Origin of the sequence: Rhizobium sp. BK275, assembly GCF_014193555.1 — a bacterium.
Lineage (GTDB): Bacteria > Pseudomonadota > Alphaproteobacteria > Rhizobiales > Rhizobiaceae > Rhizobium.
In genome coordinates this window covers 503,500-526,628 of record NZ_JACHZL010000002.1, presented here as the reverse complement: position 1 = coordinate 526,628, position 23,129 = coordinate 503,500, and the positions used below count along the sequence as shown (strand labels likewise).

Sequence of the window (23,129 nt, the reverse complement as noted above, 5' to 3'; positions counted from 1 at the left end):
GGGACCGGATCAGACGGCGGGGCGTTTGGCGAGAAGGTCGCGGATTTCCGTCAGCAGCGCGACATCCGCCGGCGGCGGCGGAACCTCTGCCGGCGCTTGCTTTTCCTTGCGCTCGACCTGCTCGCGCAGAATATTCACAGCCTTGATCATCAGGAAGATGATCCACGCGAGGATCAGGAAATTGATGAGGACGGTGATGAAGCTGCCATAGGCGAAAACGGCGCCCTGAGCGCGGGCGCCGGCAAGGCTCGTCTCAGTGACCTTGGATGACAGCGGAATGAAGTAGTTGGAGAAGTCGAAACCGCCGAAGATCGCGCCGACGATCGGCATGATGATATCGTCGACCAGAGATTTGACGATGCCCCCGAAGGCGCCGCCGATGATGACGCCGACTGCAAGATCCATGACATTGCCGCGGGCGATGAAAGCTTTGAACTCATTGAGCATCAGATGCGTCTCCCCTCGATGCATTTTCAAAGACATGCCGTTGTTTTCATTAGCTACACCTTCATCTCAATTAATCAATCGGCAATTGGAAATATTCGGAGACTGTCCCTTCGACGTAGAACTTAAGACGAAGACCCTGGGAATTTTCAAACTTGCTGAATTGCCCTAATCTCCAATGTGTTCCGGAGGACGGCGGATTGTCCGCCGGCGGAGGGTCAATGCTTCCAGGCTGGGTCATATTTGCGTTTGCCTTGGGTTATCTTCTGCTGCTTTTCGCAGTAGCTAGCTACGGCGACCGCCGAAGCCGGAAATTCGGTGTGCCGGAAGGCGGCCGACCGGCGGTCTATGCGCTCAGTCTGGCGATCTACTGCACGTCCTGGACCTATTTCGGCGGCGTCGGCTTAGCTGCCCATCACGGGTTGGAATTTGCCGGCATCTATATCGGGCCGATCCTCGTCTTCACACTCGGCATGCCGCTTTTGAAGCGCATCATCGAACTCGCCAAGGCCGAGAAACTGACATCCGTCGCCGATTTCATTGCCGCCCGCTATGGTAAGAACTCCACGGTTGCCACGATCGTGGCGCTGATCTGCCTGATCGGCACCATTCCTTATATCGCGCTGCAGCTGAAATCCATTTCAGCGACGGTCACGGCCATGGTCAATCCGTCCGACTATGGCATCGGCAGTGGCAACCTCTATTTCCTCGACCTTCCGCTGATCGTCACGCTGGTGCTTGCCTGCTTCGCCATCATGTTCGGCACCCGCCACACCGATGCGACCGAACATCAGGACGGGCTCATCCTCGCGGTATCGATGGAATCGATGGTGAAGCTCGTTGCCTTCCTGACGGCAGGCGTCTGCGTCATCTGGTTCCTGTTCGACGGGCCAAGCGACCTGTGGCAGAAGGGATCGGAGAACACCCTGGTCACGGCCGCACTCGACTATCAGACCCCGCTCAGCCGATGGATCACGCTGACGCTGCTCTCGGCTTTCGCCATTATCATGCTGCCGCGCCAGTTCCATGTCACGGTCGTCGAAAACCGCACGGCAAAGCAGCTCCGGCTCGCGGGTATTCTCTTTCCGCTTTATCTGATCGCCATCAATCTCTTCGTGCTGCCGGTCGCCATCGGCGGACTGCTCATCTTCGGCGGCAACGGCAATGCCGATCTTTATGTTCTTACCCTGCCACTTGCAGGGCAAATGCCTGTAGTCTCGCTTATCACCTTCATCGGCGGCTTTTCGGCGGCGACCGCCATGGTGATCGTCGATTCCGTGGCGCTTTCCATCATGGTGTCGAACGACATCGTCATGCCGTTCTTCCTGCGCCGGAAATTCGCGAGGCTTGCGAGCCAGCGTGACGACTTCGCAAAGAGCCTGCTCAATATCCGTCGCAGCGCCATCTTCGCCGTGCTGCTGCTGGGCTATGCCTATTATCGCTCGACGGACAGCACGGCAGGGCTCGCCTCGATCGGCCTGCTCTCCTTTGCCGCCATCGCGCAGATTGCACCCGCCCTCTTCGGCGGCATGATCTGGCGGCGGGCGAATGCCCGCGGCGCCGTCCTCGGCCTATCGTCCGGCTTCATCATCTGGGTCTATCTGCTGTTCCTGCCGTCCCTCGGAGGCCCGGATTATTCCTATGTGGCAAGCACCTTCCTCGGCTTCATCTTTCCCGGCGCGACGCTCTTTACCGGCCCGGATACCGATCCGCTTGTCAATGCGACGGCGATGAGCCTGCTCGTCAACACCGCCGCCTTCATCGTCGGCTCGCTGACACGCAACGCCAAGCCACTGGAACGCATCCAGGCCGGCATTTTCGTCAAGCGGCATTCGCGCTCGCAATTTGCCACGCGCGGCTGGAAGACCCGCATCAGCGTCGGCGATCTCAAGACGGCGATCGCCCGCTATCTCGGCGAAGAGCGCATGGAGCGCTCGCTTGCGACCTACGAGCAGACGTCCGGGCGCAAACTGGAGGACGACCAGCCGGCCGATATGGCGCTCATCCATTTCACCGAGCAGCTTCTCGGCAGCGCCATCGGCTCCTCCTCGGCGCGGCTGGTGCTGTCCCTGATCCTGCAGAAGATCGAGGATGCCTCGTCCGACACGGCATGGCTGCTCGATCAGGCGAGCGAAGCGCTGCAGTACAATCAGGACATGCTGCAGACCGCGCTTTCGCAGATGGACCAGGGCATCGCCGTCTTCGACAGTTCCAACCGGCTGACGATCTGGAACCGGCGTTTCCGGCAATTGCTGGACCTCCCGGAAAATGCCGGCCAGGTCGGCTTTCCGCTCTCGGAGATTGTCAATATCCTGAGCCAACGCGGCGATATCACACCCGGCGACCAGTCACAGGCCGTGCGGCACTTCCTGACGCTCGACAAGCCCTTCCCGCTGGTGCTCGGAGGCGGCGAGCGCATCATCGAAGTGCGTTCCAATGCCATGCCGGACAAGGGTATCGTCGCGACCTTCACCGACATCACCCAGCGTGTGGCCGCCGACCGGGCACTGAAACAGGCCAACGAAACGCTGGAGCAGCGTGTTGTCGAGCGCACGGCGGAACTGACCCGCGTCAACAAGGAGCTCGCTGAGGCGCGTGCAGCGGCCGAGGAGGCCAATATAGGCAAGACCCGCTTCTTTGCCGCCGCCGGCCACGATATTCTGCAGCCACTCAATGCGGCCCGGCTCTACTCCTCCGCACTCGTCGAACGCATGGCGCAATCGGAAAACAGCCCGATCGTGCGCAATATCGATTCTGCGCTGGAATCGGTTGAGAGCATTCTCGGCGCCGTGCTCGATATTTCCCGCCTCGATACCGGCGCCATGCGGCCGCGGCTGGCATCCGTGCCGCTGTCCGACCTGCTGGAACGCATCGAGACCGACTTTGCGCCAATCGCCCGCGAGAAGAAGCTGAAGCTCAAAGTGATGCCGACGTCCCTGCGCGTGCGCTCCGACCCGAACCTGCTGCGGCGACTGGTGCAGAACCTCGTCTCCAACGCCATCAAATATACTGTCAGCGGCAAGGTGCTGGTCGGGGTAAGGCGACGTGGCAATCAAGTGGTGATCCAGGTGATGGATTCCGGCATCGGCATTCCGCCCTCTAAATTCCGGACGGTGTTCAAGGAATTCGCGCGGCTGGATGAGGGCGCCAAGACCGCATCGGGCCTGGGGCTCGGGCTCTCCATCGTCGACCGCATCGCCCGCGTGCTCAGCCATAAGGTCGAGCTTTATTCGACGCATGGCAAGGGTACGGAATTCCGAATCCTCATTCCGCTCGATATCTCAAAGAGCGCAGAAACCACTGCAGCCATGCTTCCCATCGACCGGACGGCGCAGCCGCTGCAGGATCTGCGCATCCTCTGCATCGACAACGAACCGAAGATCCTCGAAGGCATGCGGCTGCTGATCGACGGATGGGGCTGTGAAACGCAGGCGGTGGATTCGCTTTCCGCTGTCCGGATGCTTTCGATGCGGCAGCCGCCGGATCTCGTCATTGCCGATTACCATCTCGCTGACGGAACCGGGGTCGAAGCGATCCGGCACCTGCGGCAGCATTTCGGCATCGATATTCCAGCCCTGCTCGTTACCGCCGACCGGACACCGGAAGTGCGGGCCGAGGCGGAAAAGCACGGCATCGCGGTACAGCACAAGCCGGTGCGCCCGGCCGCATTGCGCGCCTACATCACGCAGATTTCCGGCTTGAAGCGCACCGCCGCCGAGTGAAGATCAGGCGGCCTTACGCCGGCCGAAGACGTGGCCGACAAGCTCCTGCACACGGGTGGCGGTCGGAACATCGCCGAACAGGATGCGGTACATGATGGGGGCGACTACGCGATCCATCACCGCATCGACATCGGGAAAAGTCTCACCCCTCTCCTTCGCTCGACCGGCAATCGTCTCGATCTGCTGGCGGGTGAAGTTGCAGCATTTATTGGCGTTGTCGCCTGTCTGGGCGGAGAGCACGTCCCGGACATATTCACGGCCGGGGCCGGAGGACATTTCCTCCGCATATTGCTCGGCCCAGGCTTCCAGATCACCGGCGCCATTGCCGGTATCGACCGGCTCCATGTCCGGGCGCAGACGCTCGACGGCGACATCGGCAAGCAATTCCTGCAGGTCACCCCAGCGGCGGTAGATGGTGGACGGGGTCACGCCTGCGCGTGTCGCAATCAGCGGAACAGTGATCTCCGCTCGGCTCATTTCCGCCAGGAGTTCGCGGACTGCCGCATGCACCGAAGCCTGGACACGCGCACTTCTGCCACCGGGACGGATATTCTCTTTCACTGCCATTTCGAACCCAACCTTCTCCCCTAAAGCCTGCTGCGATCTTTCAGATTCGCCTAGCACGCTCCAGGTTTTTTACGCCTGTCGTTGCGCGACATGCTCTCTTTGCTTTCACGCAATTCCGGACGCAAAACCGCTACACACTTTTGCTGGAATTGCCCTAGCACCGACAGTTCAGAAACTTTCATATATCCATTAACGCAAATTATTTGCTTTTATCCTTTGCCTTGCCTAGATAGAGCTAACGCAACGACTTAGCTTTAAGGAGCTTATATATGGTCGCCGCTCCCGAATCCATCAAGAATTCGTCGCCCATGGGCTTCCACGCTCTGACGCTTGCCGTCTTCTTCGGCGCGTCGGCGGCCCCGACGCCGCTCTATCGCATCTACCAGGAAAGCTTTGCCGTTTCCCCCATCCTCATCACCGTCATCTTTGCAGTATACGCTTTCGCGCTGCTTGGAGCATTGCTGATTGCCGGCTCGATCTCCGATCATCTCGGGCGGCGACCGGTGATCTTCGGCGCACTGATCCTCGAAATCATTGCCATGGCGCTGTTTTCCATCGCCAGCGGTCCGGAATGGCTGATCGCCGCACGCATCGTGCAGGGTATCGCCACCGGTATCGCCGGCGCCTCCCTCGGCGCTGCTCTTGTCGATATCGACCGGGCCAGAGGGCAGATCGTCAATTCGATCGCGCCGCTTTCCGGCATGGCGATCGGAGCGATCGGCACCAGCGCGCTGATCCAATACGGACCGGAGCCGCTGCATCTCGTCTATGCCTTGCTGCTTGCCGCCTTTGCGGTGCAAGCCGTTGCGCTGTGGCTGACGCGGGAGACGGGCGGCACGCGGCCTGGCGTCTTCGGATCGTTGAAGCCGGCCATTTCCATTCCGCAACCGGTGAAGCGGCCGCTGTCGCTGGTGACGCCGATCAATATTGCCAACTGGACGCTCGGTGGTTTTTACCTGTCGCTCGTACCTTCCCTGGTCGCCTCCACCACAGGCAGCCATGCACCACTGACGGGCGGGGCGGTCGTTGCTGCACTGATGCTGTCAGGCGCTGTCTCCGTGTTCCTGCGTCGCAGCCGCAGCCCGAAGGCCAATCTCGCCTTCGGCGTGAGCGCACAGACGCTCGGCATTCTGACAGTCGTGGCGGGTGTGCATCTCGCCAACGTGCCGCTGTTGCTGATCGGCACGCTTTTGACCGGTGCCGGCTTCGGCACAAACTTTCTCGGCTCTATCGGGACGATCATGCCGCTAGCCAAGCCGGAAGAGCGGGCCGGCCTGTTGTCAGCCTTCTACATCCAGAGCTATCTCGCCTTCAGCCTGCCGGCGATCCTTGCCGGCTTCCTCGTCAGGTCGATCGGCTATGGAGCAACGACGGATATCTACGCCACAGCCATCGTCCTCATCAGCCTTGCCGGGCTGATGGCGGTACGGAACACTAGAGCGCCGTGCGTCCATTCGGACGCACAAAGGACGCTCTAACTCTTTGAGTCTACGCATCAGGCTTCCGAAAATCGATTCCGATTTTCGGGCCGATGCTGTAGAGAAACGGCGGCGGCATGACGCCGTCGCGCGGTGTCATCAGCGCCAGCCAAGCGCCGGGGCGACATATTTCAGGATCGATTCGATGACGTGGGCATTATATTCCACGCCGAGCTGGTTGGGCACGGTGAGCAGCAGCGTGTCGGCCTCGGCAATCGCCTCGTCCTTCTTCAGCTCCTCGATGAGAGCATCAGGCTCGGCGGCATAGGAGCGGCCAAAGATCGCCCTGGTATTGTCGTCGATGAAGCCGATCTTGTCCTGCCCTTCATTGCCGTAGCCGAAATAGGAGCGGTCGCGATCGTTCACCAGCGCGAAGATGCTTCGGCTGACGGAAACGCGCGGTTCGCGGGCATGGCCGGCGTCCTTCCAGGCCTCGCGATAGGCACGGATCTGCTTGGCCTGCTGGATATGGAAGGCTTCGCCCGTCTCATCGTCCTTCAGGGTGGAGCTCTGGAGATTCATGCCGAGCTTGGCAGCCCAGACCGCCGTTGCGTTCGAGCCCGCACCCCACCAGATGCGGTCACGTAAGCCTTCGGAATGCGGCTCGAGGCGTAACAGGCCGGGCGGATTGGGGAACATCGGCCGCGGATTGGGCTCGGCAAAGCCTTCGCCCCGCAGCACTTCCAGGAAGACCTCGGCATGGCGGCGGCCCATATCGGCATCGCTCTGTCCATCCGGCGGATTGTAGCCGAAATAGCGCCAGCCATCGATGACCTGCTCGGGCGAGCCTCGGCTGATGCCGAGCTGCAGGCGCCCGCGCGAAATCAGATCGGCCGCGCCGGCATCCTCCGCCATGTAGAGCGGGTTTTCGTAGCGCATATCGATAACAGCCGTGCCGATCTCTATGCGGCTCGTCCTTGCGCCGACAGCCGCAAGCAGCGGATATGGCGAGGCAAGCTGGCGGGCGAAGTGGTGAACGCGGAAATAGGCGCCATCCGCGCCCAATTCCTCGGCGGCGACGGCGAGGTCGATCGACTGCAGCAGCGTATCACCTGCCGAGCGCGTCTGAGATTGCGGCGAGGGCGTCCAATGCCCGAAAGAGAGAAAACCGATCTTCTTCATGATTCCATCGCTTAAACTTGTAATTTGCCACCACGCTTCTTGGCATGATTCCGGATGGTCATATAGGCGTTGCGCGCGCGATTTGTGAGCCCTATCCGGCTGGATCAAATGAAACTCACACCCCGAATGTCCCTGTGGTCAATCCAGGGAGCCGCCAAAATCAAGAGATGACAATTTGTCATTTATCCCACTATCAAGATAATTCTTTATTAGTCATATGAAATTACATTCTCTAAATCGTGAGGGCAGAAATCATGAATACGGATAGCTTTGAAAAGAAGGCCGAGCTGTTGCTGGTCATGGCGAATGCCCATCGGCTCAGGATGCTGCAGACCCTGGCGGAGCGCGAGGTCACGGTCAACAATCTTGCCGATATAATCGGCATCAGCCAATCCGCCCTCTCCCAGCACCTTGCCAAGCTCCGCAGCAAGGACCTCGTCAAGACGCGGCGTGATGCGCAGACGATCTACTACTCGGTCAAATCCGACAAGGTCCATGTGATCCTGGAGATGCTGCGCCAGATGTTTGACGAAGGTCAGGCGGAAGATTTTCGCCTCGCCGTTTAACGACTTTGGGCGGAATTTTCAGTGATCCTATAAGCCTTCGTGCTAATCTGCGTAGATCACATTACCCGCCTACACCTTGCCTGTCGTGTGAACATGTTACGGAAATGGTGATTTCCGATTCCCCGCCTGTCGATCTTAAGGGGGAGGAATCGAGCATGACAATTGTATCGGGCTTTGCGGCCTCTCTCGTCCTTGCCACCACCGGCATTGTCTTTGCCCATCCTGCGGCTGGCGCCTGCTTTTCCTGCTATGCTTCCACGAACTTCGCCAGTTGCTCGGCAACCGTGCCCCAGCCGTCATAGAAGCCCAATTCCTCATGCGTGGCGCGAGTCTCCTTGTCCTTGTGCATGACGAGGGCGTTGTAATCGGTACCTTCCGGGTGGTCGGCGAAGGTGATGATGGCAGTCATGAAGGGAGTCGGCGCAGGGCGCCAGCCGCCGAGAAGCGCGTTGGTGAAAACGATGCGGCGGCCGTCCCGAACATCCAGGTAGCAGGCGCTGAGATGCGGCTGGAAGGGGCGGCCGTCTTCGCTCATCTCGGTTACGAGGGCGCCGCCGGGTTTGACTTCCATGGTGGCGACGCGGCAAAGCGCCGGTGCGGGTATCCACCATCTTTCGAATTTTGCCGGGTCGGTCCAGGCGCTCCATACGGCGGATGGCGGGGCCTTGATGATGCGCGAAATGGTGAGATCGAGATCGGGATTCACATTGATGTTCATTGAGGTTTCTCCTCCTTCGATTGCGTGGCCGTGACGAAAGCTTCGAGCCTGTCCGTGCGGGCTTCCCAGATGGCGCGCTGAGCAGAAAGCCAGCCTTCGACCATGGCGAAACGCGGCTTCTCCAGCGTGCAGGTGCGCACGCGGCCCTGCTTTTTCGTTTCGATGAGGCCTGTTTCTTCAAGTAGGCGGATGTGCTTCATGAAGGACGGCAAGGCCATGTCGAAGGGCTTTGCGAGGTCGCTGATGCTGGCCGGGCCAGTGCCGAGACGGCCGATGACGGCGCGGCGCGTGGGGTCGGCGAGCGCTAGAAAGATGCTGTCGAGTTGATGTGAATAGTAATCCATAAGGCTAAGTATCACGACGAGATAGTTAGCGCAAGAGCTAAGTGTTTTGCGCTGCCGCTGGCGTGAGGCACCCCCATCGCACACAGGGGCTGGATTTAACGAGAACGGGAGGGCGGCTAAGGCTACAGCGAGCCTTGCCGCCTCGTTGCTTATGCAGCCTTGTCGGCCGCCGGATAGGGATCGAAACGGCCGTAGAAGGTTTCGGCCTCGGCGGCCATGTCCTTCAGCAGCGGTGTCGGCCTGAAGTGATCGCCATAGGCGGAGGCCAGCTGTTCCGCCAGTTCGACGAAGGCCTTGACGCCCATGCCGTCGATATAGCTCAGCGCACCGCCGGTATAGGGCGCAAAGCCGAAGCCGAGGATGGAGCCGACGTCGGCCTCACGCGGATCGGTGACGATGCCTTCTTCCATGGTGCGGGCCGCTTCGAGCGCGATCGTCACCAGGAAGCGCTGCTTCAGGGTGTTGACGTCGATCTCGTCGGCCGGCTTCTGTGGATAGAGCGTTTTCAGCTCAGGCCAGAGGAACTTCTTGGCGGGCTTGGCCGGGTATTCGTAGAAGCCCTTGCCGTTCTTGCGGCCGCGGCGATCGAGTTCGTCGACCAGCTTGTTGATGAGGGCAAGGTGGCGCTCGTCAACCGCTTTGGGTCCGAGATCTGCGACCGTGGCCTTGAGGATCTTCTGCGATAGATCGATTGCCACTTCGTCATTCAGCGACAGCGGGCCGACCGGCATGCCGGCCATCTTGGCAGCATTCTCAATCATCGTCGCCGGCACGCCTTCGATCAGCATGTCATAGGCTTCGTGGATGTAACGGAAGACGCAGCGGTTGACGAAGAAGCCCCTGACATCGTTGACAACGATCGGGGTTTTCTTGATGGCGGCGACATAATCCAGCGCCACAGCGAGCGCCCGGTCGCCGGTGTTTTTGCCAAGGATGACCTCGGTCAGCATCATCTTTTCAACCGGCGAGAAGAAATGCACGCCGATAAACTGCTCCGGGCGCTTGGAATTTTCGGCAAGGCCCGTGATCGGCAGGGTCGAAGTGTTGGAGGCAAAGATGGTGGTTTCCGGGATGACGGCCTCGACCTGTTCGATGACCGCTTTCTTGACGGCGCGGTCTTCGAAGACCGCTTCAATAACGAGATCGGCATTGCCAAGATCGGTGTAGTCCGCCGACGGTATGATGCGGGAAAGCAGCGCGGTACCCTCATCTTGCGTAAGACGCCCCTTACCGATGGAATCCTTGACGAGACCTTCCCCAACGCCCCTCCCCTTGGTGGCAGCCTCCATATCGCGGTCGATCAGCACAACCTCGAAACCGGCAGCGGCCGTGACATAGGCGATCGATGCGCCCATGAAGCCGGCGCCGACGACGCCAACCTTTTTCAGCTCCGTCTTCGGCACACCTGCCGGGCGACGGGCGCCCTTGTTGAGTTCCTGCATGGAGATGAAGAGCGAGCGGATCATCGAGAAGGCTTCGGTGGTCTGCAGCACCTGCGTGAAATAGCGCTGCTCGATCTTGAGCGCCGTATCGAAGGGCACCTGCAGGCCTTCATAGACGCATTTCAGGATGGCGAGCGCGCCCGGATAATTGCCTGATGTTTCACGCCGCAGGATCGCTGGAGCCGCCGGCCAGAGCTGGGCGGCAGCAGGCGTCCAGATGCCGCCGCCGGGAACCTTGAAGCCCTTTTCGTCCCAGGGGGCGACAGGCTTCAGTCCATCCTTGATCATCTGTTTGGCAACCGGGATCAGTTGATCCGGCTCGACCACCTGATGGACTAGATTCATCGCCTTGGCGCGCGAAGCGTTCAGCGACTGGCCTGTCGTCATCATCTGCAAAGCGGACTGGGCATCCGTCAGGCGCGAGATGCGCTGCGTGCCACCGGCACCGGGAAAGATGCCGACCTTGACTTCCGGAAGAGCGATCTTGACGCTCTTGGCATTGGAGGCGACGCGGCCGTGGCAGGCGAGCGACATTTCCAGCGCGCCGCCCATGCAGGTGCCGTTGATGGCCGAGACCCAGGGCTTTCCGCAGGTTTCGAGCTTGCGGAAAAGGCCGGTCATGCGGCCGACGAGATCGAAGAGTTTTTGCGCGGCCCCCTCCGGATTTGCCGACTTCTCCTGCTGGTAGAGGGTGAACATGGATTTGATCATCGACAGATCAGCGCCGCCGGAAAAGGAGGACTTGCCCGAGGTGATGACGACGCCTTTGACGGCGCTGTCGGCGACAGTGGCATCGATGATCGCATCGAGTTCGTTCATCACCTCTTCGGTGAAGACGTTCATCGACTTGCCGGGCATGTCCCAGGTGACCAGGGCAATACCATCCGCATCGGTCTCGACGGTGAAGTTGGTGTAGCTCATCGTCTCTCTCCCTTAGACGCGTTCGATGACGGTTGCCGTGCCCATGCCGGCGCCGATGCAGAGGGTGACCAGCGCGGTGTTCAGATCACGGCGCTCCAGCTCGTCCAGCACAGTGCCGAGGATCATGGCGCCGGTGGCACCGAGCGGGTGGCCCATGGCGATCGCGCCGCCATTGGCGTTGATCCGGTCGTGATCGATATCGAAAGCCTGCATGTAGCGCAGGACGACGGCGGCGAAAGCCTCGTTCAGCTCGAAAAGGTCGATATCGGCAAGCGTCATCCCCGTGCGCTTCAGGAGCTTTTCCGTGACGTCAACGGGGCCGGTCAGCATCAGGGCCGGGTCGGAGCCGATATTGGCGAAGGCCTTGATGCGGGCGCGCGGCTTCAGGCCCATGCTTGCGCCCCCGGCCTTCGAGCCGAGCAGGACAGCAGCGGCTCCATCGACGATGCCTGAGGAATTGCCGGCATGATGGACATAATTGACACGCTCGACTTCCGGATGGGCCTGGATGGCGACGGCTTCGAAGCCGCCCATTTCGCCGGGCATCTGAAAGGACGGATTGAGGGAGGCGAGTGCCTGCATGTCGGTGCCGGGTCGCATATGTTCGTCATGGGCAAGGATGGTCAGGCCGTTCTGGTCCTTGACCGGGATGACCGAGTTCTTGAACCAGCCCTTTTCCCAGGCGTTCGCTGCACGCTTCTGGCTTTCGACGGCATAGGCATCAACGTCGTCACGCGAGAAGCCATATTTGGTGGCGATGAGGTCAGCCGAGACACCCTGGGGCATGAAATAGGCCGGGAAATTTACCGAAGGGTCCATGAACCAGGCGCCGCCGGACATGCCGAGGCCGACACGGGACATGCTTTCGACGCCGCCGGCGATGACGATGTCATCGGCGCCCTGCGCAATCTTGCCGGCACCGAAATTCACGGCGTCGAGGCCTGAGGCGCAGAAGCGGGAGATCTGCATGCCGGGCGCCTTTGTCGAGTAGCCGGCTTCGAAGGCAGCGGCCTTGGGGATGACGGCACCGGCATCCATGACCGGATCGACACAGCCCATGATGATATCGTCGACCGTTTCCGTATTCAGTCCGTTGCGGTCGCGGATCGCCTCCAGCGTCTTTGCCGCGAGACGTACGGAGGGCACTTCGTGGAGTGAACCATCCTTCTTGCCGCGGCCGCGGGGCGTGCGGACGTGGTCGTAAATGAAAACCTCGGTCATTGTCTCATCTCCCTGGCGGCGCATGGGCGCCGGTGAATTTCGTTCTTCCGGCAAGGCCGAAGCGGAGAAACCTGCGTCTGCGGCCCCCTCATCCGGCCCTTCGGGCCACCTTCTCCCCTTGGGGAGAAGGGGTCGCAATCAAAACGCTTCGGCGGCCAGTTCCATCATCGTGTCGGCGCCGGTTTCGATGCGGGCCTTGCGCAACGCGGTTTCGGGCATGATGCGCTCCATGAAGAATTTCGCCGTAACCAGCTTGTTCTTCAGATAATCCTCTCTGATATCGCCGGCGGCAAGGCGTTCGTTGGCGGCTTTGGCCATGCGCGCCCACATATAGCCGATGATGACGAGGCCGAAGAGGTGCATGTAATCGGTCGAGCCGGCGCCGGCATTGTCGGGCTTGGCCATGGCATTCTGCATGAACCACATGGTCGCACCCTGTACGTCGTTCAAGCCCTTTTTCAGGTGCTTGGTGAAGAAGCTCAGCTGCTCGTCATTGCGGTTTTCCTCGCAGAAATCGCCGATTTCCTTGAAGAGCGCCATGGCGGCGCGGCCGCCGTTCAGCGCCAGCTTGCGGCCGACGAGATCGAGCGCCTGGATGCCGTTCGCCCCTTCATAGATCATGGCGATACGGGCATCGCGCACATACTGGCTCATGCCATGCTCTTCGATATAGCCATGACCGCCGAAGACCTGCTGGGCCATGACGGCGTGATCGAAACCCTTGTCGGTCATCACGCCCTTGAGGATCGGCGTGACAAGGCCGAGAATGTCATCTGCCGTCTGACGCTCCTTCTCGTCGGTGGCGCGATGCGCAATATCGGATTTCAGCGCGGTCCAAAGCAGGAAGGCACGGCCGGCCTCGTTGAAGGCGCGGATGGTCATCAGCGCGCGGCGGATATCCGGATGGACGATGATCGGATCGGCCTTCTTGTCCGGCGCCTTCACACCTGACAGCGAGCGGCCCTGGATGCGATCGCGGGCGTAGCTGGCGGCGTTCTGATAGGCGATTTCGGAAATAGCGATGCCCTGCAGGCCGACCATCAGACGGGCTTCGTTCATCATTACGAACATGGCGTTGAGACCGCGATTCTCTGCGCCGATCAGGAAGCCCGTCGCCTCGTCGTAGTTCATGACGCAGGTGGCGTTGCCGTGGATACCCATCTTGTGTTCGATGGCGCCGCAGGAAACGCCGTTGCGGGCGCCGAGCGCACCGTCCTTGCCGACGAGGAATTTCGGGACGATGAAGAGCGAGATGCCCTTGGTGCCCTCAGGCGCACCTTCGATGCGAGCGAGGACCAAGTGGACGATGTTCTCGGTCAGGTCGTGCTCGCCGGCGGAGATGAAGATCTTCTGGCCGGAAATCCTGTAGCTGCCGTCGCCCTGCGGCACCGCCTTGGTGCGCAGCATGCCGAGATCGGTGCCGCAATGCGGCTCGGTGAGGTTCATGGTACCGGACCACGTGCCATCCACCATCTTCGGCAGATAGGTATTCTTCTGTTCATCGGTGCCGTGGACGACGATCGCGGCGATGGCACCCTGCGTCAGCCCCGGATACATCATCAGCGACATATTGGCGGCCGACGTATATTCGCCGACCGCGGTATGCAGCGTATAGGGCAGGCCCTGACCGCCGAACTCTTCCGGCACGGCAAGCCCGATCCAGCCACCTTCCCGATAGGCCTGATAGGCTTCTCTGAAGCCTTTCGGCGTCGACACCGTGCCGTTGTCGTGGCGCGTACAGCCTTCCTGATCTCCGGAATAATTCACGGGGAACACAACTTCCTCGGCCAACTTCGCCGCCTCGCCCAGAATAGCCTCCACCATATCAGGCGTGGCATCGGCAAAACCCGGGAGATTGTTGTAGCGCTCGAGACCCAGTACGTCGTTCAGCACGAAGAGCGTGTCGTTCACCGGGGCCTTGTAGACTGGCATGGTTCGAATTCCTCCAATTCGGCAACCGGATCGCTCCGGCCTTGAGACTCTCTTACAAAATATTGACGTTTGCGTAAACGTCAAATTTTCGGTGCGCGCAATTTTGTGAAGTGGATGAAAGCAGGCGCGTCAAACAGAATGCTAGTTGCCCCCGTTTTCTTCTCCGGCTAAGCGCGCTACATTCATCCAGACCTGCAGAAACAGCTTGGGAGGAGCTATTTCATGAGAAGAATGTGGCCTGCGGAGTTCAATTCCATTTTCGATGCGGCGGAGGAAGTGACGATCGAACCCGTGGTGGTCGAGCCGGTCAATGGCGAAAGGTTGGTTGCGCATGATGAGCCGCCGGCTCCGCGCAAGGCACTGAGAGTGCGCATTCCCATGGAAACCTATGAGCGCATCTGGCCGCTCGCCGAAATGCGCTTCCGGCCGGCCGAAGGCCCCTATGCCGGCAAGGCGATAACGCTGATCGCCACCAATCCGCACTATCACCCCTGGCACCCCGCCGATGGCGGCTCAGAAGAGAAGGTCGGCGACAGCGGTCGCCACTACAGGACCGATTATCTGGTCGTGCATTTCCTGCTCGACGACGTGCGCGAACCCGTCGCCGCCTGAGCATTGATCTTGAAGAAAAGGCAGTTCCCGGAATAGGTTTGCGCCAGCAACCTCTATTCCGGGAGCCGAGCCTTGAGCGATTTCGATATCATCCGTCAGCGCGCCGAGCAGAGAAAAGGCGGCGCCGATGCGCTGAAAGCGATGCTGCCGGCAATGCCGGACAACGAGGCGTTGCGCGCCCTGCCTGACGACCGCATACTGTCGCAGATGACCAGGCGCATTTTCTACAGCGGCTTCGTGCACAAGGTGATCGACAATAAATGGCCTGGCTTCGAAGAGGCCTTCGATGGCTTCGATCCCGCCGCGCTCAACATCGCTCCCGACGAATATTGGCATGATCTGACTGTTGATGACCGCATCGTCAAGAATGGCGCGAAGATCATGTCGGTACGTGCCAATGCGGCCTTCGTGCGCGCGCTGGCGAATGAGGCGGGCAGTGCCGGCGCCTTCTTCGCCGACTGGCCGCGCGAGGATCATATCGGCCTGCTCGAGGCACTCAGCAAACGCGGCAACCGGCTGGGCGGGGCCACCGGTCAATATTTCCTGCGCGGCATCGGTCGCGACAGCTTCATCATGACATCAGATGTTCTGGCCTGCCTGCGGGACGCGGGCGTGCCGCTTTCGGCATCCGGAACCAGCAAGAAGGACCAGCAGCTGATCCAGCAGACCTTCAACCGGTGGGCTCAAGAAACGGAACTGCCGCTCACCTATCTCTCGCGCATTTGCGGGCTTTCGATCGACGCCCCCAAGGAATGAAATATTTCAGGCCGGCTGTTTTTTGGAAGGCCGGGACTGCCTACCTCTCCGAAAGGTTCATCCGAAGGAGAAGATCTCATGGCCGAGTTTCCCTATCGCAGCGCGCTGATTGTCGGCGCCGGTTCCGGCATCAGCGGTTCGCTCGCCCGCGAGCTTTCAGAACGCGGTGTGAAGGTCGGCCTTGCGGCACGCAATATCGGCAAGCTCGGGCCGTTGCTCGATGAAACAGGAGCCAAGGCCTTTGTGACCGATGCCGCGCAGCCGGCGGCAGTTTCGGCGCTATTCGAACGTGTCGATGCCGAGATCGGCGAGCCCGATATCGTGATCTATAATGCCAGCGGCCGCGTGCGCGGGCCGATTGCCGATCTGGATCCTGCCGACGTGGAACAGGCGATTGCGACGAGTGCCTTCGGCGGCTTCCTCGTCACGCAACAGGCGGCAAAACGCATGATCCCGCAGGGGCGCGGCGCGATCCTGCTGACAGGGGCGACGGCCAGCATCAAGGGCTATGCGCAATCGGCGCCCTTTGCCATGGGAAAATTCGCTCTGCGGGGTTTGGCACAAAGTGCTGCCCGCGAACTCGGGCCGCTCGGGATCCATGTGGCGCATTTCATCATTGACGGTGCCGTGCGCTCCGCCACAAGGCCGGATAGGGAAGACAAGCCCGACGGTACGCTTTCGCCCGATGCGATCGCACAGTCCTATATCGACGTGCTGCTGCAGCACCGAAGCGCCTGGTCGCAGGAAGTGGAGTTGCGGCCGTGGACGGAGAACTTCTGATTCAGCCGGTCTCGATAGAGCATGCTTTCCCGAACGCGTCGAAACCGGTAGGATCAGAGCGGCTTCGACAGCCTGGGAGGGAACGATGCTGCGTCTGGACCATGTGACGATCGATACACGCGATGCGCCTGCCATGATCGCTTTTTTCGAGAACATTCTTGGCGTGAAGGAAGGCTATCGGCCACCCTTTCCCTCGCGCGGCCATTGGCTTTATCTCGACGACAAGCCGGTGATCCATCTGAGCCTGACGGAGCGGGCAGGTGATTTTCCACCTGGCATCTTCAATCATGTGGCCTTCAGCCTCTTCGAATTCGAACCGGCGCTCGCTCGCATCAAAGCCGGCGGCTATCGCTACGAGTATCGCGATATTCCGGATACCGATCTCGGACAGGTCTTCATCTACGGGCCTGAGGGCGTGAAGATCGAGTTGCAGTACAAGCGGCCGCTCTGAAGGTTTCGACGCCCGGAACAGGCCCGAAAAGGCAAAAGTTAAAAAATTCTCATTCCGGTTAACGAGTTCTTTACCACGTTTCGTAAAAGGTGCGCGGTGAGCATTGGCGATCTGCACTCCTTTTCTTTGTCTCGCGTTTCAGGAGTGCCGCCAAAAAACTATCCAGCTTGAGGAAAGTCTAATTGACTATTTCCTTACGGATGGCGCTCTCCCGACGTGTGCCCGGGTACGCTTCGGAAAAGGCAATGATCGAGCCCTGACCGGGCAATCGAAGCGAGCAAGAACATGAACGGATCGCGATCACATTCTTCCCGGCATTCCGACAGGACCTCGCTCGACGCGTTGAACCGCACCATCGAGGGGCTCGAAGCGCGGATCGAAGGCCTGATGGGCAGCGGACGCGAACAGCGGACGCGCAGCACAACGCCCGAACGCGATCTCTATGCCAGTTCCTCCGCGCCGCGCGCAGCCGATCCACTTGCGGAAATCCGCCAGCGCCAGCGCGCGCTCGACGCCACTAGAGAAAACCGCGAGCGGGCCTACGCGCGCGAACCAGCGCCGACCCTACTGCGTGAATCGGTCCCTGCCCCGCAGCGCGCTTCGGCGCCGCAGCCGGTAACACCGCCCTACCGCGCATCCGACGACACGATGACGGAAATCGCGCAGGCGCTCGTCAACCTGCGGCAGGACCTGAAGCGCGACATTTCCGAAGGCGTGACGCGCGAAATGAACGCGCTGCGCAGCGAGCTGCGCGAGATCAAGACCAGCGCACAGGACCGGCATTTCGCCGACGACATCCGCGCCGACATGGGCCGCTTGTCGCAAAGCATCGCACAGCTCACCAGCCGCTCGGTCGGGCCTGAAGCCGCTGGCCTGCGCAACGAATTCGAAGAACTGCGTTCGCTGATGGACGGGCTGGCGCGCGAGGATTCGCTGCGCCACATTGAACGGCGCTGGGACAATGTGGAAGGCCGCCTGGCAGAGCTCGATACGGTCGGGCTCCAGGAAGAGCTGGTTTCGCTCGCCTACCGGCTTGATGACATCAAGCGCCATCTCGGCGGCATGGGCGAAAGCCCGGCGGTGCGGGCGCTGGAAGACAAGCTCATCACGATTGCCTCTGCCGTCGAGCAGTTCGGCAACATGATCCAGCCACACGACCGGATAATGTCCGAACAATTCGCGGCCATGGACACGAGGCTCGACGAGATCAGCCGCGCGATCGCCGCCAGCGGGCGTGTTTCCGCCGGCACCGACCCGGCGCTGATGCAGCGGCTGGAAAATCGTCTCTCCGCACTCGGCGAACAGATCGAGCTGATGGGCCGGGCCGCCATGAGCCGCCCCAACCCCGCCGATGAGATGGCGAGCCGGCTGGAGGCGCTGACGGCGCGTGTCGAAGACCTTGCCAAGACCGAGGCGACTTCGCGTCTCGATGAGCGGCTGGAGCATCTTTCCTACCTGCTCGAGCGTACGCAGAAGGCTGCGCCGCAACAGGACCTGACCGGCGCTCTCTCCGACATCTCCCGCAAGATCGACGCGCTGGAAAGCGGCTCGGTCAACGATGCGCTCGCCAAGCGGCTCGATTATCTCGCACGGCGCATCGACGAGATGGAAATCCGCCCTACCCCTGCAGTGGAAATCGACGACAGCGCCTTCCGCCGTCTCGAAGGTCGGCTGAGCGACATCGCCGCTCGGCTGGAGGAAAGCACGGCGGCTGCGCCAACCGACGCGCGCGCGCTGAAGAACCTCGAGGACCAGATTGCCAATCTCTCCGAGCTCTTGAGCACGCCGCGCGAAAACGCCGAGGTATCGAATCTCGACCGCCGCATGGGCGCGATCGAAGACTATATCGCGACGAACGACGAATATATCATCGAAGCCGCGCGACAGGCGGCGGAGGCCGTGGTCGACGCCTATTCGCGCAACGGCGGGGTACAGGGCACCGCTCCGGCGGCAGCCGATATGTCGGCGCTGGCCGCGCTCGCCGAAGATCTGCGGCATCTCGAAGACTTGAGCCGGGACGGCGAGGAGCGCACCCACAAGACCTTCCAGGCCCTGCACGAGACACTGGTGCATATTGCCGACCGGCTGGACACGATGGAAGAGCGGGTGCGCCCTGCCGCCAGGATGCCGGCTGCCGATGTCGATTTCGATTTCGATCCCGACGCGCTGGTCGATGCCGGCAGGGAGCCGGCCATAGCTCCGGTGATGCAGGCGCCGAAGGCTTCGCCGGTGTTGCATACGGCTGATATCGCCGAAGAGCCGACAGGCCGCATATCGGAAGCGGCATTGGCCGACAGCACCAGCGCGATCGCCATCGAAGCCATCATCCAGCCGGAAAAGCCGGCCGTTCCCGCCAAAGGCAGCCTGCTCGCAAGCCTCGGCCGCAAGCTGATGCCTGCCCGCAAAACAGAAACAAAGGCTGCCGAGCGCACGGTTATCGATCCGGCTCCATCGATCGATCCCGTCGATGTGGTGCCGGCCGAAGCGGCAAACGAGCTGCTGGAACCTGGCTCCGGCGCTCCCGACGTGAAGAAGATCCTGGAGCGCGTACGCGCCAGTCAGAATGCCCAGCGCGGCAAGCCGGCCACCGAGAACGATCGTGCGGACTATATCGCCGCCGCGCGCCGCGCCGCGCAGGCCGCCGCCATGGAAATCGACAGCAACGCAAAGCCGGTGACGCGCGCCGAACGCCGCGCCGCAAAGCCGGAAAAAGCCGGCAAGGGCGGCGCCTTTGCGCGCTTCCGCCGGCCGATCCTGCTGGCAGTCGGCGCCGTGCTGCTCGCCATCATGGCTTTCCCGCTCGCCCGCACGCTGACGACAGGCGAAAAGGCCCCGCCGCCGGCTGAAGTCTCGGCCCTGACCGGCGCCACCGAAACACCGCAGGCCAATATGGCAGCCCCAATGCCGGTTGCGCCGGAAGCATCGGCACCGGAAATGGCCGCCCAGCCGCCGGCAATCGCACCGGAGACAATTCCTCCCGAGGCGACTGCTCCCGCAGCGCCCGATCACCTGACCGACACCGCGCCGCTCGACGGCGAAGGTGCGGAAGGATTCGACCAGGCACCGGCACAGGATGCCTCCGGCTTCGTTCCGAATACGCCTGCCGCACCAGCAGCGACGCCGACCGCTCCTGCAGCTGCCTCGATCATCGTTCCCGACACGATCCAGCCGCAGCCGCTTGCCGATGCGGCACGCAACGGCGATGCACTGGCGCTCTTCGAGATCGGCGCGCGTTATACGGAGGGCCGCAACGGCCTCGCCGCCGATCAGAAGCAGGCAGCGAGCTGGTATCAGCTTTCGGCCGACAAGGGCTTTGCCCCGGCGCAATACCGCCTCGGCAGCCTGTATGAGAAGGGCAACGGCGTTGATCGCGACGTGCAGAAGGCCAAGGCTCTCTACGAGCAGGCCGCAAGCCAGGGCAATGCCGGCGCCATGCACAATCTTGCCGTGCTCTACGCCTCCGGCGCGCTTGGCCAGCAGGACTATGCGACGGCGGCCCCCTGGTTCCAGAAGGCGGCCGATCTCGGCATCACCGACAGCCAGTTCAACCTCGCCATCCTCTGCGCCCGCGGCAATGGCGTTCCGGCTGATCTGGAAGAATCCTACAAATGGTTCGCGATCGCTGCCAAAGCCGGCGATAAGGACGCCGCCCAGAAGCGCGACGAAGTGGCCAATGCCATGAAGCCGGACCAGCTCGAACGCGCTCGCGCCAAGGCCGACCTTTGGAAGCCGCAGCCGCTCGATAACAGGGCGAACGGCATCGAGATCCCCGACACATGGGCAAGCGGCGCTGCACCGAAGACGGCGACCGTCGACATGAAGAAGGCGATCCGCAACATCCAGGCGATCCTCAACAATAACGGCTTCGACGCCGGCCCGCCCGACGGCGAGATGGGCGCCAAGACGGTGACCGCCATCAAGAACTTCCAGAAGTCGATCGGCCAGGAACCGACCGGCAAGGTCAACGACGATACCGTGAAGGCGCTTCTGGAACGCAACAAACCGGGCGCCAAGGCCATCTAAGACACCCTGGCGACACCCCGCCACAGGGCTTCCGGCTTTTGGAGCCGGCTGTCACAAAACCTGAAAAAAGCCGGATTATGCGGGACATATCGGGGCCTGCATCCGGCTGGTCGCGCTTTTTTCCTTCGAAAGCCTCTGGCAACGATTTCACAGTAGGATGCGCCATTCGAACGGGAACGTGATACAGGCCGCCGCGGCGGGCGCGGCGATAATCGGGGTCGGCTTTGACAATCTATCTGCCCATCGCAGAATTGTCGGTGAACATCTTCATCATTCTCGGCATGGGGGCTGCCGTCGGCTTCCTGTCCGGCATGTTCGGCGTCGGCGGCGGCTTTCTGATCACCCCTCTCCTGATCTTCTACAATATTCCGCCGGTCGTCGCCGTCGCGACAGGCGCCAACCAGGTGGTGGCTTCCTCGATATCGGGGGCGATCACGCATTTCCGGCGCGGGACGCTGGACATGAAGCTCGGCTCGGTGCTTCTCGTCGGCGGTCTGTCGGGGGCGACAGTCGGCATCTGGATTTTCTCGCTGCTGCGTGCAATCGGCCAGCTCGACCTCTTCATCTCGCTTCTCTACGTCGTCTTCCTCGGCACGGTTGGCGGGCTGATGCTGTGGGAGAGCGTCAACGCCATGCGCCGCGCCGCCCGCAACGAGCCACCGGTTCCGCGCCGGCCCGGCCATCAGCACTGGGTGCACAAGCTGCCGCTCAAGGTGCGCTTCAAGAAATCGAAGATCTTTCTGTCGGTCATCCCGATCGTGACGCTCGGATTTGCGATCGGCATCCTCACCTCGGTCATGGGTGTCGGCGGCGGCTTCATCATGGTGCCGGCGATGATCTACCTGCTGCGCATCCCGACCAATGTGGTCGTCGGAACCTCGCTCTTCCAGATCATCTTCGTGACCGCCTATACGACGATCGTGCAGGCGGCGACGAACTATTCGGTCGATATCGTGCTCGCCTTCTTCCTGATGCTCGCCGGTGTCATCGGCGCGCAATATGGCGTGCGCGTCGGACAGCGGCTGCGCGGCGAACAGCTGCGCGCGCTGCTCGGTCTCCTGGTTCTCGCGGTGGGCTTACGTCTTGCCGTCGCGCTGGTCGTGACGCCTGAAGATATCTATTCGGTGGTCATGGGAGTGGGGAACTGATGCCCTGGCGTGTTGTGCCCCTCCTGCTTGCGCTTCTGCTGCCATCGCTGGCGGCGGCGCAGATGCTGCCTGGACAGGGGACGCAGGCCGAGCGCGAGGGGCTGGAAATCGGCACCTCTACCAGCGAAATCGCCATCACCTCCGATTTCCGCGGTGCGGATCTGACGATTTTCGGCGCTGTGACGAACACAGACGACCTGCTGCTCGCTATCGGCCAGTATGACGTTGTCGTGGTTCTGGAAGGTCCACGCGAAGACGCCACTGTGCGCAGGAAAGAGCGGGTTTTCGGCATCTGGATCAATGCCTCGTCGATGACCTTCGCCGACGTGCCGCATTCCTATTCAATGTCGAGTTCGCGCTCCATCGACGATATCACGACGCCGCTCGACCTGACCGGAGAGGGTATCGGCATCGACCATATTCCGCTGCGGCCGATCGATTTTGCCGGCAACTTCAACAGTCTCAACGAATTCCGCACTGCCTTCCGGCGCCTGCAGCAGGTAGGCGGGCTTTACGAGCGTGACCCGAGCGGCGTTCGCTTCGTCTCCTCCAATCTCTTCAAGGCAAGCCTGCGGTTGCCGGCGAACATTCCGAACGGCGTGCACACCGTACGCGCCTATCTGTTCAAGAGCGGGAAGTTCGTGACGCAGAAGTCGCAGCCATTGCGCGTCATCAAGACGGGTATCGAGCAGACGATCACCGATGCGGCACATGAGCAGCCAATCTTTTATGGCTGCTTTGCGGTGCTGCTGGCCGTGCTGACGGGATGGGGCGCCAGCCTGATCTTCCGCAAGGATTGATCGGGCGGGTTTCCGTCGTCCGGCGACGATTTCAGACAGGCTTCAATCAAACATCCGAGCACGAATGGCCTGCCCGGCGGCA

At 61.3% G+C, this 23,129-nt stretch carries 18 protein-coding genes; 10 read left to right on the top strand and 8 right to left on the bottom strand.

Going from position 1 to position 23,129, the window contains the following annotated elements; translation table 11 throughout:
* Positions 1-9: 9 nt before the first annotated feature.
* Positions 10-447 (bottom strand): large conductance mechanosensitive channel protein MscL, encoded by a 438-nt coding sequence (mscL, locus tag FHT82_RS08480; RefSeq protein WP_183728382.1) that lies wholly within the window; start codon positions 445-447, stop codon positions 10-12.
* 218 nt (positions 448-665) lie between these two features.
* Between mscL and FHT82_RS08475 the strand changes: the two genes are divergently transcribed.
* Entirely contained in the window at positions 666-4,166 is a 3,501-nt protein-coding gene (locus FHT82_RS08475; protein ID WP_183728379.1) for a PAS domain-containing hybrid sensor histidine kinase/response regulator, read from the top strand.
* 3 nt (positions 4,167-4,169) lie between these two features.
* Here the strand turns inward: FHT82_RS08475 and FHT82_RS08470 are convergent, their stop codons facing one another.
* On the bottom strand, positions 4,170-4,733 hold the full coding sequence (locus FHT82_RS08470; protein ID WP_183728376.1) for a TetR/AcrR family transcriptional regulator: 564 nt from the start codon (positions 4,731-4,733) through the stop codon (positions 4,170-4,172).
* Positions 4,734-5,002: 269 nt separating this feature from the next.
* Between FHT82_RS08470 and FHT82_RS08465 the strand changes: the two genes are divergently transcribed.
* Positions 5,003-6,211 (top strand): MFS transporter, encoded by a 1,209-nt coding sequence (locus FHT82_RS08465; protein WP_183728373.1) that lies wholly within the window; start codon positions 5,003-5,005, stop codon positions 6,209-6,211.
* Between the two features lie 99 nt (positions 6,212-6,310).
* On the opposite strand, the gene FHT82_RS08460 is transcribed toward FHT82_RS08465, so the two are convergent.
* Positions 6,311-7,333 (bottom strand): LLM class flavin-dependent oxidoreductase, encoded by a 1,023-nt coding sequence (locus FHT82_RS08460; RefSeq protein WP_183728370.1) that lies wholly within the window; start codon positions 7,331-7,333, stop codon positions 6,311-6,313.
* A 254-nt stretch (positions 7,334-7,587) separates the two neighbouring features.
* Here FHT82_RS08460 and FHT82_RS08455 point away from each other — a divergent pair, with 254 nt between their 5' ends.
* The gene (locus FHT82_RS08455) at positions 7,588-7,899 is read left to right on the top strand and encodes a metalloregulator ArsR/SmtB family transcription factor (RefSeq protein WP_183728367.1); all 312 of its coding nucleotides are present in this window, start codon (positions 7,588-7,590) and stop codon (positions 7,897-7,899) included.
* A 247-nt stretch (positions 7,900-8,146) separates the two neighbouring features.
* On the opposite strand, the gene FHT82_RS08450 is transcribed toward FHT82_RS08455, so the two are convergent.
* From FHT82_RS08450 to FHT82_RS08430, 5 genes are all read right to left on the bottom strand, one after another.
* Entirely contained in the window at positions 8,147-8,617 is a 471-nt protein-coding gene (locus FHT82_RS08450) for an SRPBCC family protein (protein WP_183728364.1), read from the bottom strand.
* Positions 8,614-8,961, bottom strand: a complete 348-nt coding sequence (locus FHT82_RS08445) for a metalloregulator ArsR/SmtB family transcription factor (protein WP_183728360.1) — start codon at positions 8,959-8,961, stop codon at positions 8,614-8,616. Before FHT82_RS08445 ends, FHT82_RS08450 begins: the two co-directional genes overlap by 4 nt.
* Positions 8,962-9,110: 149 nt before the next feature.
* Entirely contained in the window at positions 9,111-11,324 is a 2,214-nt protein-coding gene (locus FHT82_RS08440) for a 3-hydroxyacyl-CoA dehydrogenase NAD-binding domain-containing protein (RefSeq protein ID WP_183728357.1), read from the bottom strand.
* Positions 11,325-11,336: 12 nt separating this feature from the next.
* Positions 11,337-12,545 carry an acetyl-CoA C-acetyltransferase gene (locus FHT82_RS08435; protein WP_183728354.1) on the bottom strand — a complete coding sequence of 403 codons (1,209 nt, stop codon included), beginning with the start codon at positions 12,543-12,545 and terminating at the stop codon, positions 11,337-11,339.
* Positions 12,546-12,683: 138 nt separating this feature from the next.
* Positions 12,684-14,477: an acyl-CoA dehydrogenase C-terminal domain-containing protein gene (locus FHT82_RS08430; protein ID WP_183728351.1), complete on the bottom strand. Its 1,794-nt coding sequence runs from the start codon at positions 14,475-14,477 to the stop codon at positions 12,684-12,686.
* Positions 14,478-14,699: 222 nt separating this feature from the next.
* On the opposite strand from FHT82_RS08430, the gene FHT82_RS08425 reads away from it, so the two are divergent.
* The 7 genes from FHT82_RS08425 to FHT82_RS08395 all read left to right on the top strand — a co-directional run bounded on the left by FHT82_RS08425 (position 14,700) and on the right by FHT82_RS08395 (position 23,047).
* Positions 14,700-15,089, top strand: a complete 390-nt coding sequence (locus FHT82_RS08425; protein ID WP_183728348.1) for a hypothetical protein — start codon at positions 14,700-14,702, stop codon at positions 15,087-15,089.
* 72 nt (positions 15,090-15,161) lie between these two features.
* Positions 15,162-15,845 (top strand): DNA-3-methyladenine glycosylase I, encoded by a 684-nt coding sequence (locus FHT82_RS08420; protein ID WP_183728345.1) that lies wholly within the window; start codon positions 15,162-15,164, stop codon positions 15,843-15,845.
* Between the two features lie 78 nt (positions 15,846-15,923).
* Positions 15,924-16,625: an SDR family NAD(P)-dependent oxidoreductase gene (locus tag FHT82_RS08415; RefSeq protein ID WP_183728342.1), complete on the top strand. Its 702-nt coding sequence runs from the start codon at positions 15,924-15,926 to the stop codon at positions 16,623-16,625.
* Positions 16,626-16,710: 85 nt separating this feature from the next.
* Positions 16,711-17,076 carry a VOC family protein gene (locus tag FHT82_RS08410; RefSeq protein ID WP_183728339.1) on the top strand — a complete coding sequence of 122 codons (366 nt, stop codon included), beginning with the start codon at positions 16,711-16,713 and terminating at the stop codon, positions 17,074-17,076.
* A 285-nt stretch (positions 17,077-17,361) separates the two neighbouring features.
* The gene (locus FHT82_RS08405) at positions 17,362-21,099 is read left to right on the top strand and encodes a peptidoglycan-binding protein (protein ID WP_183728336.1); all 3,738 of its coding nucleotides are present in this window, start codon (positions 17,362-17,364) and stop codon (positions 21,097-21,099) included.
* Positions 21,100-21,323: 224 nt separating this feature from the next.
* Entirely contained in the window at positions 21,324-22,247 is a 924-nt protein-coding gene (locus tag FHT82_RS08400) for a sulfite exporter TauE/SafE family protein (RefSeq protein WP_183728333.1), read from the top strand.
* Positions 22,247-23,047 carry a TIGR02186 family protein gene (locus tag FHT82_RS08395; RefSeq protein ID WP_183728330.1) on the top strand — a complete coding sequence of 267 codons (801 nt, stop codon included), beginning with the start codon at positions 22,247-22,249 and terminating at the stop codon, positions 23,045-23,047. Before FHT82_RS08400 ends, FHT82_RS08395 begins: the two co-directional genes overlap by 1 nt.
* The last annotated feature ends 82 nt before the right edge of the window (positions 23,048-23,129 follow it).